We start from the raw sequence: 14,167 nt of genomic DNA, 5'->3' as shown, positions 1-14,167 counted from the left end.
TTCAGTTTAAGTTTAGTATAACGATAATTATATCAATTAACACAAATTGTTATCTAAAAAAGCAGTGACGATGGCCACTGCTTTTTTAGGTTAATCCCGAGCGCGTTTTCGCCGGCGCCAACTGTATCCAGCAAAGCCTAAGGCACTGATGACACTAATACTACTCCCTAGGACTAAGCCTGGCGCATGATATTGTAACCTGATCGTATTTTTGCCACTCGTGATTGGCACAGCTGTTAAGCCGCCAAGCGTTTTCTTTAACGTCACCGTTTGACCGTTGACCTTAGCATGCCATCCTTGGTCATAAGGTAGGGCCACATACAACCACTTAGTGCCATTCGTATTCGTCATCGTACCGGTGACTTTAGTGGTTAGCCCGCGGGCACTGTATTCAGGCACGAACCGGGTGGCATGTAAGACTTGATAGACTTGTTTGAACTGTTCTAGATTCAGGCTGGCCAAGCGAACTTTGGGTTGTAGTTGCTGATGCTTGGTCTTAAATTTCAGTGTCACGACAGTGCCCTTGCTATAATCGCCTAGATGTAATAGGAGGCGATGGTGGTTAGCATCGACACTTGGCGAAACCAATTTACCATTCACTTCAAAGGTCGAATATTTCGTAACACCGCTCGTATCATCGTAGTACAGTGGACCAGCCGTCGTGACCTTTAATCGCACCGTATGCCAATAGTGATACAGCTTGGCACCGCTAGCGGCGGTGACGTGATCACTTATAATCGTGGCATTGCGATAGTAAGCCGCTTGACTAGGCCGCAAACTTTGCAAGATGTTTTCTTGATTGAATAGGGCATGGGTTTGGGTCAACTTGACATTGTTTAAGCCAGGATTAATCGCAAAGCCCATGCCTAAATAAGTCGGATTACGCTTCGTGGTGGCTTGACCCTTCGCGTTTAACACGACATCATATTTAATTCCTAGTAGCATGGCACTGACGGGCGTCAAGCCTTGCGAACTGATTCGTCGGGCATTTTTACTATATAATCCGAGTGACTTTAACGTCATCCGAGTTTGTTCATTTAAAGTTGAACTATAGTAATTGATGTCATGAAAGTTAAATAGCAACGGATCATTGTAGTTGTTATATTTTTCTTGGTAAGCACGGTTGATCAAGGTATTGGTATTGTCGACGCGGTAGAGCTGACCATCGGGATCATTAACAGAACGCATTTGTTGATATTCCGTTTGGTAAGCAGTCTGATAGGCACTTTGACTGCCAAAATGAGTCGTGCGCATGCTCAAGATAAAATTGCCGGCTAACTCACTGGCAACTAAACCAGTGAGCAATAGTTGTTGGACCACATGCCAAGTGGCAAACAGCACCAACGCACCAATAACGACATAAGCTAGACTTAAGCCTAGCACATGCCCGGTGACAGCCGTTTTTAAGGTGCGATTAGCGCGCCAACCAATCAGTAATAGGGCAATCAATCCGGCTGGTAAACCGAATTGCCATTTTTTAGCGATGCGATGCGGATCGGCTTGCCAACTCGCAAACGCAATCATGATCATCACAAAACTGAAGAAAAAGGCATCACGGAAGGGAAAGCCTTCCGGTTGTTGGAACATGTGCCAAACGGTGTCTAGTAATCGGATGCCCATACTCAGTAACAGGGCGACTAGGAGACTAGCCGCGTGCCATTTCTGGGCGCGTTGAATAAGTGGCTGTACAAAGTAGGCCCCGACGAGTAAAACAACGACGGTGGTACTGAAAATAGTTGGCGCGTGACTTAACCGATAACTATAATTACTGGCACCAGCTGCTAGTTGGCTCAAAATATTGAATTTGTATTGGGCAGCTAATAAGAAGTTATTACTGCTGTTCGTTGTTTTAGCCGTTTCCAGCATGCCTAACGCCGTTGGAATAAGTAAAAACAGCGTACTGAGGCCACTTAGTACCGCAGTTAAAACGACTTGACCAATTTGACGACGACGTGCAACTAAGCTGGTCCAAATGGGTTGATCTGGTATTTTAGTTTCAAACAACTGATAAATAAAGTAATAAATGACAAACAAACAAGTCATGTAGCCTAAATAAAAATCAGTGACGATGCTTAACCACAACCAGCCAAAAAATTGTGCGCCGTGACCAGTTGCCATGAGTTGATCGAGGCCATTTAAAATTAGTGGCAACCAAATCAAGGCATCCAACCACATCAAATCAAAATAGTTCATGGCTACGAAGCCACACATACTAAAAGCGACCCCAAAGATTGCCGCATCTAAGCGGGTGGTATGAAAGTGTGCTTGTAAGAAAATGGTCATTGTAACGGCAATTGCCATAATTTTAACCATTAAGATAACGGTAATCCCAGTAGGTAAGTTAGCTGGATTAAAAGCCAAAATGATGAGATTAAACGGACTCATTAAGTAGTAGGCAATCGTTGGAATCATCGTGCCACCTAACGATTGTGAAAATGAGAATAGTTGAAAATTATGCGCTAAAATCGCATGCCGATAAGCCGTGAAGAACGATAAATATTGGGTCCCCATATCACTAATTAAAAAATTATGATTACCAAATGGTGTAATTTGCTTTTGCCACAGGACGGCACTAATGACGAGTAAGGCCAAACCACCGGCAATCAGTGGACTTAACCACCGTTGACGAACTTCCCTTTGCATGTTAAATCAACCCCAATTCTTGAACAACTTTTTAATCTAATGGTCGGTTTTGCCGGCGATGAAAGAAATTAACGACCGGTGTTGACCAATGCCAGAACCAAGTCTGTGCCATTTGCCAACAGCCACTCGCTAAACAAACACTGGCGACGGTGTCAGAAGCATAATGGTCGCGTAAATAGACCCGCGCGACCATCACGATGATGATCCAAGCAATCCCGAGTAGGCTAACACCTAACTGTAAGGGCCAAGTGCGTAAGTAGGCCCGGCTAAGGGTGAGTAAAATGCTAACTAATAAGACGGTGCCAAAGACATGACCACTGGGGAAGCTGTAGCCAGAGTCAGCTAACAATTGCTGTGTCGGCCGACTGCGCCGGAAGATTTCTTTGCAAATAAAGGCGATGACGTCACCGCCAAACATGGTACTGATAACGAGTAAACTGGTTAGTCGCTGATGACGCACATATAAACCAGCGGCGATGACGATGGCAATCACTATGGTTATTGCCGGACTAGCCGCCATGGTGACAAACGTAAAAAAGTGCGTCATGGTATTAGCATTGAGTGTGGCAATCAGTTGAAACGCATTTTGGTCGAAACCTTGCAGCACGGCCGCGTTAACACTGACTAAGATTGCGAGAATTGCGAAGAGCCCGAGCCATGACCAGGCGAGTTGCGTTGAATAGTATGACTTTTTCATTACCATAATTGTCCTCCTGTAAATAAGCAACGATTTGCAAGTTTTTGTTAAGCAAACTTCTTTTGTCCTAAGATTGGATTAAGATTACTTTTTTTATGAACCAGCTTGTGGTTATAATCAGTTTTAAGCATAGACTGGCTATATAGCGGTGAATCAAATCAATTCGTGGGGAATTAATTTGGTAATCAACACCCGTTATTATAGGCAAGTAAATCTTAAGCAACTACTTAGGAAAAAGAAAAGTTTTCTGAAAGTTTCTCAGATAAGTTTCAGTTAATCTGAGTGGTTGCCGCATTTAAAACTGCGTATATTAATGGTCAACATTTGAGTTAGGTTCAAATCATAAGGGGGCTTAGTGATGCAATCTCTACGTTTAACGGTGATTGTACCGTGCTATAACGAAGCTGCCGTGTTGCCAAAGTCGGCCGCGGTGTTAGGCGAAATTGTAGAACGGTTGATTAAAGATCACCAAATTAGTAGCCAAAGTAAATTATTGTTTGTCGATGATGGCAGTAGTGATCAAACTTGGCGGTTGATTCAAGACTTAGAAACGCAAAACCCAATTTATAGTGGATTGAAATTCAGTCGTAACTTCGGTCATCAAAATGCGTTAATGGCTGGGATGCAAGTTGCGGGACCAGTCTCTGACGCAATTGTCACGATCGATGCCGATTTACAAGATGACCCAGAACTGATTCCTAAGATGGTCGTTCGCTTCAAGTCTGGTAGTGACATCGTACTAGGTGTCCGGAATGACCGCAGTAGTGATTCAACCTTTAAACGGTGGACGGCTGAAACGTTTTATCGGTTGATGCGCAAGATTGGTGTGCAGCTCGTGCCAGATCATGCGGATTATCGACTTTTAAGTCAGCGTGCTGTCGCCGCTTTAATGCGATATCAAGAAACCAATTTGTTTTTACGGGGGATTATTCCCCAACTCGGTTTACCAACGAGCAAGTTGTATTATCAACGCCAACCACGGTTTGCTGGCGAATCTAAATATCCGTTTAAAAAGATGCTGGCCTTTGCAATGGATGGCATCACGTCCTTTTCGATTGCCCCAATCAAGGCCATTATGTCGTTAGGTGTGGTGGTGATTGCGATTAGCCTCGGGATGTTGATTTATGCCGGGATACGCTTTTTTACGGGCAATGTGATCAATGGGTGGACCTCACTAATGATGAGCTTGTGGTTCCTAGGTGGCATTCAATTGATTGGGATTAGCATCATTGGTGAATATATCGGCAAGATTTTTGCCGAAGTCAAACACCGGCCGCGCTATATTATTGAAACGGATGACTATTCCCAAGCTCAACAACCACAATTAGTTGCTGAATCGCGGCGAGGTTAACCTCATGATGCGATTAACGAAAGGCTTACATTGGTTAGCGGCTGGTATTTTATGTTGGGCGATCGTTTTTGCCAGTACGCAACCCGTTAAATTTTTTGCTGACCAAGATTGGGTCCGCCCAGGCGTGATGCTGATCTTAACGGTCGGGGTATTGCTAATTTGGCAAGGTGGGCGGCGGTGGACAACACGTTGGTCGCCACTCACTTATCGGCGTGTCTTGTGGGGTGTTGCTGGCTTGATCATCATGACCCAGCTCATTGTTGCTTGGCAATTTGTCGATGTAGGGCGCAGTGATGCTTACTTTGTACGCAATCAGGCCATTGCGTTAGCGCATGGGTCAACGACTTGGAACCATTATTTTGCGGTTTATCCCAATAATGTTAATTTCACATTATTGGCTAGTTTAAGTTTGAAATTAATGTTAGGCCTAGGCCTCAATTCGCCATGGATCGCCTTAAATATGTTGCGTTTTATTTGGTTGGATACGACCTTAGTTGCTGGCTTGACGATTTTACGACGCTGGCGACATTGGCAACCCGGGGCCTTGAGTTTAATGGTGATCTGGTTGGTTAGTGTTCCGGTATATGCCTACGCGCTATTTGCCTATACCGATGTCTTAGTCATGCCGATACCGATCGTGAGTTTAGCATTAGGCTTATGGCTGACTAAACAACGTGGTTGGCGGCGATGGGCAATTGGGATTGGGGCCTGTTTATTGATCAGTTTCGGGGTACTGGTAAAGAGTAACCTGATCGTCGTTTGGCTCGCGGCGGCATTGATTATCTTAGCCAGCGGCTGGCGTCAGCACCTAAACTGGACTTGGCTAGGTATGTTGTTACTAACGCTGGCGGGTTGGTGGTTCGGCTTTCATCTGTGGGCCACAACGGCTGGTTATCAAAAACAACCCCAAACCGCATTGCCGGCAACGAGCTGGATTGCGATGAGTTTGAATCCGCAATTAGATGGGCAGTATAATCGAGCAGACTTTAAACAAGTCGAACAACAACCGACTGCTCAGGCCAAACAAGCGACCGCTAAAACTATGATTGCCCAACGGCTACAACAGTTGGGCCTTAATGGCAGCCTACAACACTTAGCCAAGAAGTTTCGGGTCTTTTGGGCCACTGGTGATTTTGATAGTTTTAAATTGACCACTCAATGGCTCCGTGCCCCCAATTGGGTATTACAACATCAACGTGCCGTCCAATTTTGGTTAGTTACTTGGACTCAGACCTTATTCTTAAGCCTCTTGTTAGGTAGTGCTTGGACGTGGTTTACCGCCCGCAAACGGCGCTTAGCACTCAGTTATTTAGCGCTGATTGTGATTGGTTTGACAGTGTTTCATGTCGGTCTATGGGAAGTTGAGGCCCGGTACGCGTTACCGTTGTTACCGATTTTAATGTTGTTAGGCAGTGATGCTACGGCGACAGTACCAAGCTGGACTTGGTGCTATGGTCGATCGCGCTGGTTAATTAGTTGGCTAATCATTTTGGGTGTCGGGTTTAGTGGCTTAAGTATTTTACAAACAAGCCAAACCACTATGGTCAAAAGCCAGATTGTTGCGCGCCAAGGAAATGGGGCGTACTTTCAAGCAACTAAGACCGCCTTAGCCCCGCAACAAACCGTCACGCTAACGTTGCCAGCTAACGGTCGCAATAACCAATTAGGCTTACAGCCAACTGGGAAAACGGGCCGCGTTCAAATTACGGTTCGCCATGCGGGACACTTGGTCAAACAAGTCACCGGTACCACCAACCAACTGGCGACGATCACGTATCCAACCCAGACCGCTGGCCAACTAACGGTGACGATTAAAAATCAGAGTCCGCACGCCGTTCACTATCAGGTGGCTAGAGCCAACTACAATCAAGCTAGTGGACGGGTCACGACTAATACTCACGTGTATTGGCGGTATTTCGTGCTTAACCGAACGACCGCACAACCACTGACGCGTATCCGGACGATTGGCTTAAATCTGCTGATTTGGTTGACGCTAAGCTTAGGCTTGCTTTGGTGGCAACCACGTCCAACTGAAATTGACGTATAACCTAAAAAAGGTCGGCTCCGGATGAGGGAAGCCGATCTTTTTTAGGTACTTGCAAGGAATAATCTGTTTGATAATTTTTGACTTAGTTGTGTTTAATTAAGCTGTTTTATGCTGTGACAAGTTCCGGTAGCCGAAGTAAAATTGGGTAGCGGCGAGAATAACGTTGAGCCAATTCAACACTTGGAACCAACCTGATAGGCTGGCAACCGATGCCGCACCGTAGAATGCCCAGAACCCCCAAACAATCGCCACGACGTTAATCCAAGCGAACGTTTTTTGTAGTTGTTGATTATCCAAGTCGAACCACATCCAAATGGCATTCACAACGAACCAGACAGCTAAAATCCAAAAACTCCAAGTAAACATAGCAATTACCTCTATTCTCACTTAAATTTGAAAGGCTGTTATGACCTTTCAACGGTTATAGCATATCGCGGTCAGCCTAATCTGAACACTGTCAAAGCGCTGATATTCGTACGTTTTCGGACAGTTAAGGGGCAAAGTGTTCGAAAACGTGCAGATGTGGTTAAGATGATTGGCTAGCACTATTTGAAATAGTTTTCCCTGATAGTCTCTACACAATCTTGGCACTGCAAGAAACGAACACAGCGCTTAGCCGACTTACGAATTGGCGAAAGAGTTACAATCTACGAATATTTACAGAAAATAAATTGTCTTTTTTCAACAACTTAATGTTTATTTCTCACTTACTTTGATATTGTGGCTTTGTATCAAGTTGAGTGAGACTAAACCACGCCATAATCGAGAAGGTGTTTTATGACCAATCAAGTATCAGTTGTAATTTTGATCATACTTACGGGTTGGCTGTATAAATATAGTAAAGCACAACCGAGCCAACCTGTAATTAAGCTGTTAAGAAAGTACGGCTGGCTGATTGTGCTAGGATGTTTTGCATATCTAATCAGAATTCAGATAAACCATTTATTTAGTGCAATCAGCATAATGCAGCTTGTCCTAATGATCGTAATCATATTTTTACTCGTTCGTTCTAGTAGAAAAAATAATGAGTAAATAAGCAAGGGTGAAAAACCAGTGTTGGTTTTTCACCCTTGCTTGTGTCTTGATCATCATAACGCTTGTTTATCGCGCCAGTTTCTTTCTATATTAACATGTAAATTGAAGATGTAATTAATGTCTTAGCTAACCGAGGAAATAAACAGTGCGTTGGTTTTCGAACATCTTAGTTTAATTTTGTTCGAAAAAGATGGTTATTTTAAAAACAAGTATGCTAGGATGAGTTTAAGTACGGATGAGGGGTTTAGAAAATGACAAAAGATGTCCGCAAGATCAAAACCGAACGGGATATTCAACAAGCAATGCTGCGACTCCTGACGACGAAAACTTTTCGGCAAATTACGGTTGCCGATATTTGCCAGCTGTCGCTAACTAGTCGCTCGACATTTTATGCGCACTATTTAGATAAATATGATTTGTTAGATAAAATGGTGGCTTATTATAGTACGATTTTTAACGAAAAGGTCCATGACCGATTTAATCAGATGATTGATGGTGAGATTGATGCGTTGGTACGCGGCTTATTGGCTGATATGGCCGATAATCGTGATGCCATTCGGATCTTGTTCACCGTTCATGAGCCAGAAGCTGACCTAGAAGCGACTTTTCATCGCTTGCTTTTAAAGGAATGGCAACAGTTCATTAAGTCAGAAGCGCCAACCATGACAGCGCCGGCTGATTTAATCGCGGCGATGGGGACCAACGTACAAATGACCGTCATCGAATGGGCCTTGCAACATGGGGAAACTTCGATTGATGTCGTTGCTGACGCGGTCAATACGATTCGTAAAGCTGTCTTATTGCAAATCAAACCGACGATGAAAAATAAATAAAACTGCCTGCGACCAATGAATCAGTCGCAGGCAGTTTTGATTAAGCTTTAAAAATTAAGTGTTTACTGAAGAACCAATTGATGACCACAATGAGGACTTGGTCAATTAATTTCACGATAAGCGGGTTACCAGCTAATAAGCTAATCCCAACTAACATAATTAATTCATCGATGCCAAGACTTAACGCCCGATACCAAAAGAATTGACCGACTTCTTTCAAACGAGCGGTCCAAGTTTGGGCATTGGTTTCAAAGACCCACTGGCGATTGGTCAAGTAAGCAAAGACAACTGAGCCGAACCAGGCTAAAACGTTGCTAATGAGGTACGGCACAGTCAAATGAGTTAATCCCGCAAATAGGGCTAAGTTAATCAGCGTCGTTAGCCCACCAAAAATTAAATACGCGGCGACGCGTTGATACTGTCGCCATAAATTACTGAGGACTTGCATCTATTGTCACCTCCATATTAATCATCTAATGTTGACCGATGTTTGAGCATTGTGATTCCAACCGGAATTAAAGAAATGACCACGATGGCTAGCATGATCAATTCAAAATGTTGTTTAACAATGGCAATATTGCCAAATAAGTAGCCAGCACTAATTGCCACGATGATCCAAGTTAGACCACCTAAAATATTGTAGCGGGCAAAGGTCGGATAATGCATCGCACTCATCCCAGCGGTAAATGGGACTAAAGTCCGAATAATGGGCACAAAGCGGCCAAGGAAAATCGCTAAACTACCATGCCGGTCAAAAAAGGCTTGTGATTCTTTTAAGTACTTTGGTTTAATAAACCGGCTCAAACGGGGACTACTTAACACGTGATGTCCAAATCGTTTACCAATTTCAAAATTGACCAGATCACCTAAAATTGCGGCAATCCCTAGTGATACGACTAAAACCCCAACATTTAAATCGCTGGTCATCGCGGCCAATGACCCACATAAAAAGAGAATTGAATCACCAGGTAGAAAAGGAAAGACGACTAAGCCGGTTTCAACGAAAATCAATAAGAATAAACCGACATAGATCCAATTACCGTAACTGGCAATCAGTTGGGGGAGCAACGTGTTCAAATGGAATAAACCAGAAATCAAGACTGTCATGATGAGGACCTCGCTTTTTGATTTAATCATACGAATTTTGCCGATCGCTTGCCCCTTATAAGTCGTGAAGAGATTCTGAGAAACTATCAGAATAATTTCAGTTGATACCACTTTTAAGCAGCAACCAAAGCGGGCATACTAGGGTCATGGTTGAACACCACCACTTCCTCGATTTCCGCTTGAATTAATGTGATTATGGTGTGTCAATCAACCCCGTTGTTACTTACTTTGAAAACCGCGTCACTAGCATGAAAAGATGCTGGTGGCGCGGTTTTTTGATTTGTTTTGCAAGTGACCGAATAATCTCGATTGAGGCCGGTGTAACAAGTGTTTAACTGAATTATCAGGCTATCACTCACGCTAAACAGTTAGGGACTTGGATTAACGCAACAGTTACGCGGTAAAATTAAATTGAACATAATTAGTTTAATTGTCAGGGGAAAATAGTTAAACCGGGTCAAAATTATCAATACTATTATTAAGTTAATATAAATTCATAAAATATATTAAATACGACTTAATAATGTGGTAAGATGAATTTGGCTTAAAGTTCAGATTATTTTTAGGAGGGTTTTTCATGCGACATCAGCAGTGGATCAAGGTGGGCCTTGGGGGCTTAATGGCAGTTGTTTTTTTGCTTTTGAATGTAACCGCTTTACATAACGTACAAGCGGCAACGCTTGCCGACGGGACGTACCAATTACCAGCATCATTTGTTAAGGATGACCAAGGTCATGCTGGCAGTGTGACTTCTTCGGCCGCCAGCTTTTTTAACAATCGTGCAACGGTGGTCGTTAGTAATGATAATTATCAAGTCACGTTACCAATCACAACGGCTGGTCAAAAATATATCACTGGTGTAACTAGTGCTGGCAAGGATATTCTAACTGGTAGTAGTTTAACAATTGCTTTAACTAGTCCAGCAGCGACCGTGCCAGTCACGTTCAACTTAACGACCCCGATGGGCGCGATGACTGAAAGTGCCTGGTTAACCTTGGATTGGCAACAAGTACCAACAGTTGCCGCTAGCACCACATCCAGTAGTGCAGCAACTACAGCATCGTCTTCAGCAAGCACAACCGGTCCGACGACTAAGTCAAGTGCCAGTTCAACGTTCAGCACTACTAGTAGCAGTGTGACGACTACCAAGGCAGCGACGCAAGCTAGCCAACAGACGGCGGTGACTAAGGCGACAACGACGAAAACCACCCAACCAGCAACGACTAAGACCAGTACTAATAAGCAGGCCGCGGCCTTAACCATGACTGGTTGGACGTATCAAGTTTTACAAGCTACTGGTAATCAAGTTTCAGCGGCGAATAAGTTTTATACGCATACGGCGACAATTATCAAAACGGGCAATCAGTATCAGGTTCGCTTAAATGTTCGCTATGCTAAGTCAACCGGGATGGCAATGCATGGATTTACGCCGCTAACGATTAATGGTGAGACGGCTCAGAATATTCATTATGCAACGAGTGGCAAAAATTACGTGGTAACGTATACGTTTACCGTCAAGTCGTTGCAAGCTTTGACCAAATTAATTAGCGGGACGGTGCATGTGACCGTCCCAGCCGCCGATATTGATCAGACCTTTACCGTCCGATTTAAGTTTAGTCATGCCGGTACCGACAACGCCGGGACAACGCATCATGCGACCACCAATCCGCAATCAGCGGCGAACACAACGTCGACACCAGCAACAACCAGTGCGACCAAAACAACGCGGCAACAATTGCCACAAACTAAGGAAGCCACAACTTCAGTGGTGACGCTTATTGGTTTTCTTAGTCTGGGACTATTAAGTGGTGGTTGGCTACTCATAAAGTGGGTGGTTTAAATGCAAAAACGAGCGGTGGTCATCATGGCAATGACCGGCTTGCTAGGACTGACATTAGCTACAACGGCACAGGCCAAGTCAGTGAATTATCAAGCATTGACTTACGGGACGACGAAAACGTCGATTGCCAGTAAATATTTTGTTAAACCAGCTAAAGTGGCTGTGAAAAATAAACACTATGTCGTCACCATGCATTTGAAAACAGCTAAGGCCCTAGGCAAATACCCCGTCCAAGTGTTACGCGTAAATGGGGCTAAGCCGCAGCACGTACGTAAAGTCCGGGATAAAGCCGACAATTCTAATATTTATTATTCTTTTACAACAAAAAGTTTGAAACGGGCAGTAACGGCTAAGCTATCGATCAATGTCTTACATGTTTATCATGCGACGCATGCGATTTCGTTCAAGTTTAAAACGAGCCAACTGCCCAAATTAACGGCACATGTTCGCATGGTTACTCAGGCCAAGCATGCAAGCAATACGAAAACGGTGACGCCCGCAAAAAAAGGGCCAACACTACTACTAACGTTACCTCGCAGCACGCCACTAGTAGTAGCGTAAACGCGGCGACTTCAAGTACTAGTACATCGCAGTCATCAGTTCAGACTGAAGCAAAACCAGCCGTAACGCCTGCCAAGCACGTAACCGGCAACGTCAAACCACTATTACTCAGCTCGGTAACGGGGTTATTAGTGCTGATTGGTGGAATTAGCTGGCTAGTAAAACGCCAGTCAGAATAGTGTCAAAAAAGTCAGCCTAATTTTCATTTTGATGAAAGTTAGGCTGACTTTTTAATGGCATTTTACTTTTCTAATAAGGTAGCTGGTTGATTGAAAGCGGCTTGCAGGTCATTAAACAGCTTGCTGACATGATAGCCATCCGCCACCGCATGATGGATCGTAATCGATAGTGGCATGGTCGTTTGAAGACCATGGACTGTAAATTTTCCCGCTTGGAAAACCGGGAAAAATGTGTTCAATGGCGTAAATGGCAACGGGGTATAGCTGGTGAATTCGACCCATGGCAAACTGCCAATCGTAAATAAATTAGGACTTTGTGGGGCTTTCGGCATAGGACCGGTAATGTGGCCATATTGTGCCAAGTCAGCTAAGTACCACTGGTTAAAGGTCGTAAATTCTGGCGTATATGCTGTCCAGAGGTTAGACATCGAATGATCATCATGCAGCACCGTATATGAGGGATGCACAACGTCAAACGTCACCAACTGATCATCAAAGCGACCGACGCGCATTTCTGGATGGTCTGTTAAGCAATGGCTGACCAAATATAAGTAAGCGGCATTAAATTTAACTTGATGGGCCCGAGTCCATGCTAGTAATTTAGTGACATCCATATTAACGGTCAACGCAAAACCGGTTGGCATCATTTTAGTAAAGTAATAAAAGTATTCCCGCCGTGACCAAGTTGCTTGATCAATGGGTGTGAAGTTGGTATTTAAAGGTTCAGTCATTAGATTCCTCCCAGTCTTTAGGGCGACGATTATAGCCGCGGTCATCAAATGGCTGTAAATCTCGGTACCATTTGGCTTTTAAGTCTTTCAACGTTTGGCGCATGTTTAAGACATCCGTCGTTTCCTTTTTCCAAAGGACCGTGTATTCAAAGTCTTCACCAGCCTGTGCATCCCAATCAGCTTGCAGTGGAGTATTGCGATAAAAGTCTTTGTTCAGGTTCAATTGATAAAACGCCCAGCGGTTGTGTAAGTTTGCGGCCGTATCCAAGTAAATTTTATGATTGCGCTTATTTTCGATTTGAATCACCCCATAATATGTGGGCGCCATTTTATAAGCTTGGCGTAGCTGTTGTTTGCGATTAGTATCCATGTTTAATCCTTTCTAGTCATTGGCCGCCAATATTTGGTGCCATCCGCTTGACGGTCTAAAAACCCATATTCAATTAAGTAACGTCGCACGGTCACATAATCAAAGTAAATCGGTTTTAAGATTGCGTTAAGGGCAGGTTCAGTTAAAACTTCGGCGGTCGGAATCTCATCAACGATGCGTGTTAAAACAATAATGATAGTCTTTTGCTTTTTAGGCAGTCGTTTTAACTGTAACGGTTCAGTTGAGAAATCAAAATAATGTTGCAGGGCTTTAGCCGCTTCTTCTTCAGTAATCAGCCACCGGTCATCAGGTTGCTGTGGCTGTTCTGGCACATCGATCAATTGTTCTTCAGTCGGTTGGGCCAGTTCACCAAAAACTTGTTCATAAATAGCCAAGTATAATTTGGCCTGTTTGGCTTTTTCTCGGAACGTAAATTTTTGATGACGAATCGTTGCGGCGGCTACTTGTAATTGTTTAGCCAGCGCTTGGTCCTTAATACCGGTTGCAAATGCGGTTAACAGATCTTGCTGTTTAGACGTCAATGTATTGTAGCGACTATCCAAATGAATCAATTGGGTCAAGTTACCGCCATGAACGGTTTCGATATGTTGCGTCAAGGTACTAGTTGGTGTTTCAGCGACCCAGTTAGCCGCACAATAGTTGCATTGCAATTCGTTAGCTTGCACATGCCAGCCGCGTTGTAGGTCGACTAAGCTCAGTTCAGCTAGATTCATCCAAGTTCACCTCTCAATAGGGCTAAATTTACACTTGTT

13 protein-coding genes are annotated in these 14,167 nt (G+C 43.9%); 5 read left to right on the top strand and 8 right to left on the bottom strand.

What is annotated here, in order from left to right; translation table 11 throughout:
• Positions 1-90: 90 nt before the first annotated feature.
• Together FFM75_RS08225 and FFM75_RS08220 are read right to left on the bottom strand one after the other, a co-directional pair.
• Positions 91-2,643, bottom strand: a complete 2,553-nt coding sequence (locus FFM75_RS08225) for a YfhO family protein (protein WP_137628695.1) — start codon at positions 2,641-2,643, stop codon at positions 91-93.
• A 31-nt stretch (positions 2,644-2,674) separates the two neighbouring features.
• On the bottom strand, positions 2,675-3,340 hold the full coding sequence (locus FFM75_RS08220; RefSeq protein WP_171001461.1) for a phosphatase PAP2 family protein: 666 nt from the start codon (positions 3,338-3,340) through the stop codon (positions 2,675-2,677).
• A 358-nt stretch (positions 3,341-3,698) separates the two neighbouring features.
• Here FFM75_RS08220 and FFM75_RS08215 point away from each other — a divergent pair, with 358 nt between their 5' ends.
• A complete protein-coding gene (locus FFM75_RS08215; protein ID WP_137628693.1) occupies positions 3,699-4,691 on the top strand; it encodes a glycosyltransferase family 2 protein in 993 nt (330 codons plus the stop codon).
• A gap of 4 nt (positions 4,692-4,695) precedes the next feature.
• The gene (locus tag FFM75_RS08210) at positions 4,696-6,738 is read left to right on the top strand and encodes a hypothetical protein (RefSeq protein WP_137628692.1); all 2,043 of its coding nucleotides are present in this window, start codon (positions 4,696-4,698) and stop codon (positions 6,736-6,738) included.
• A 96-nt stretch (positions 6,739-6,834) separates the two neighbouring features.
• Here FFM75_RS08210 and FFM75_RS08205 read toward each other — a convergent pair whose 3' ends face one another.
• Positions 6,835-7,104, bottom strand: a complete 270-nt coding sequence (locus tag FFM75_RS08205; RefSeq protein ID WP_137628691.1) for a hypothetical protein — start codon at positions 7,102-7,104, stop codon at positions 6,835-6,837.
• Between the two features lie 920 nt (positions 7,105-8,024).
• Here FFM75_RS08205 and FFM75_RS08200 point away from each other — a divergent pair.
• Complete coding sequence (locus tag FFM75_RS08200) at positions 8,025-8,606, top strand: TetR/AcrR family transcriptional regulator (protein WP_137628690.1); 582 nt, start codon at positions 8,025-8,027, stop codon at positions 8,604-8,606.
• Between the two features lie 40 nt (positions 8,607-8,646).
• On the opposite strand, the gene FFM75_RS08195 is transcribed toward FFM75_RS08200, so the two are convergent.
• Together FFM75_RS08195 and FFM75_RS08190 are read right to left on the bottom strand one after the other, a co-directional pair.
• Positions 8,647-9,054 carry a GtrA family protein gene (locus FFM75_RS08195; RefSeq protein ID WP_137628689.1) on the bottom strand — a complete coding sequence of 136 codons (408 nt, stop codon included), beginning with the start codon at positions 9,052-9,054 and terminating at the stop codon, positions 8,647-8,649.
• Positions 9,055-9,071: 17 nt separating this feature from the next.
• Positions 9,072-9,713, bottom strand: a complete 642-nt coding sequence (locus tag FFM75_RS08190; protein ID WP_137628688.1) for a VTT domain-containing protein — start codon at positions 9,711-9,713, stop codon at positions 9,072-9,074.
• Positions 9,714-10,290: 577 nt separating this feature from the next.
• Here FFM75_RS08190 and FFM75_RS08185 point away from each other — a divergent pair.
• A complete protein-coding gene (locus FFM75_RS08185) occupies positions 10,291-11,553 on the top strand; it encodes an NEAT domain-containing protein (RefSeq protein WP_137628687.1) in 1,263 nt (420 codons plus the stop codon).
• A complete protein-coding gene (locus tag FFM75_RS08180) occupies positions 11,554-12,114 on the top strand; it encodes an NEAT domain-containing protein (RefSeq protein WP_137628686.1) in 561 nt (186 codons plus the stop codon). It abuts the gene before it with no gap.
• A 241-nt stretch (positions 12,115-12,355) separates the two neighbouring features.
• Here the strand turns inward: FFM75_RS08180 and FFM75_RS08175 are convergent, their stop codons facing one another.
• From FFM75_RS08175 to FFM75_RS08165, 3 genes are read right to left on the bottom strand one after another with little or no spacing between them, the layout of a single operon-like run.
• On the bottom strand, positions 12,356-13,024 hold the full coding sequence (locus tag FFM75_RS08175) for a chloramphenicol acetyltransferase (protein ID WP_137628685.1): 669 nt from the start codon (positions 13,022-13,024) through the stop codon (positions 12,356-12,358).
• Complete coding sequence (locus FFM75_RS08170; RefSeq protein WP_137628684.1) at positions 13,017-13,394, bottom strand: GIY-YIG nuclease family protein; 378 nt, start codon at positions 13,392-13,394, stop codon at positions 13,017-13,019. The genes FFM75_RS08175 and FFM75_RS08170 overlap by 8 nt, the downstream gene beginning before the upstream one ends.
• 2 nt (positions 13,395-13,396) lie before the next feature.
• Positions 13,397-14,128: a DUF2087 domain-containing protein gene (locus FFM75_RS08165; protein WP_137628683.1), complete on the bottom strand. Its 732-nt coding sequence runs from the start codon at positions 14,126-14,128 to the stop codon at positions 13,397-13,399.
• Positions 14,129-14,167 lie beyond the last annotated feature (39 nt).

Origin of the sequence: Lactiplantibacillus daowaiensis (assembly GCF_005405085.1) — a bacterium.
Lineage (GTDB): Bacteria > Bacillota > Bacilli > Lactobacillales > Lactobacillaceae > Lactiplantibacillus > Lactiplantibacillus daowaiensis.
The sequence above is the reverse complement of the archived record's forward strand: the minus strand, read 5'-3'. Positions and strand labels throughout refer to the sequence as shown.

Coding starts and splice junctions, on each gene's coding strand:
- FFM75_RS08185 (WP_137628687.1), top strand. CDS start 10,291: ATGCGACATCAGCAGTGGATCAAGGTGGGCCTTGGGGGCTTAATGGCA.
- FFM75_RS08165 (WP_137628683.1), bottom strand. CDS start 14,128: ATGAATCTAGCTGAACTGAGCTTAGTCGACCTACAACGCGGCTGGCAT.
- FFM75_RS08175 (WP_137628685.1), bottom strand. CDS start 13,024: ATGACTGAACCTTTAAATACCAACTTCACACCCATTGATCAAGCAACT.
- FFM75_RS08225 (WP_137628695.1), bottom strand. CDS start 2,643: ATGCAAAGGGAAGTTCGTCAACGGTGGTTAAGTCCACTGATTGCCGGT.
- FFM75_RS08195 (WP_137628689.1), bottom strand. CDS start 9,054: ATGCAAGTCCTCAGTAATTTATGGCGACAGTATCAACGCGTCGCCGCG.
- FFM75_RS08215 (WP_137628693.1), top strand. CDS start 3,699: ATGCAATCTCTACGTTTAACGGTGATTGTACCGTGCTATAACGAAGCT.
- FFM75_RS08205 (WP_137628691.1), bottom strand. CDS start 7,104: ATGTTTACTTGGAGTTTTTGGATTTTAGCTGTCTGGTTCGTTGTGAAT.
- FFM75_RS08210 (WP_137628692.1), top strand. CDS start 4,696: ATGATGCGATTAACGAAAGGCTTACATTGGTTAGCGGCTGGTATTTTA.
- FFM75_RS08170 (WP_137628684.1), bottom strand. CDS start 13,394: ATGGATACTAATCGCAAACAACAGCTACGCCAAGCTTATAAAATGGCG.
- FFM75_RS08190 (WP_137628688.1), bottom strand. CDS start 9,713: ATGACAGTCTTGATTTCTGGTTTATTCCATTTGAACACGTTGCTCCCC.
- FFM75_RS08200 (WP_137628690.1), top strand. CDS start 8,025: ATGACAAAAGATGTCCGCAAGATCAAAACCGAACGGGATATTCAACAA.
- FFM75_RS08220 (WP_171001461.1), bottom strand. CDS start 3,340: ATGAAAAAGTCATACTATTCAACGCAACTCGCCTGGTCATGGCTCGGG.
- FFM75_RS08180 (WP_137628686.1), top strand. CDS start 11,554: ATGCAAAAACGAGCGGTGGTCATCATGGCAATGACCGGCTTGCTAGGA.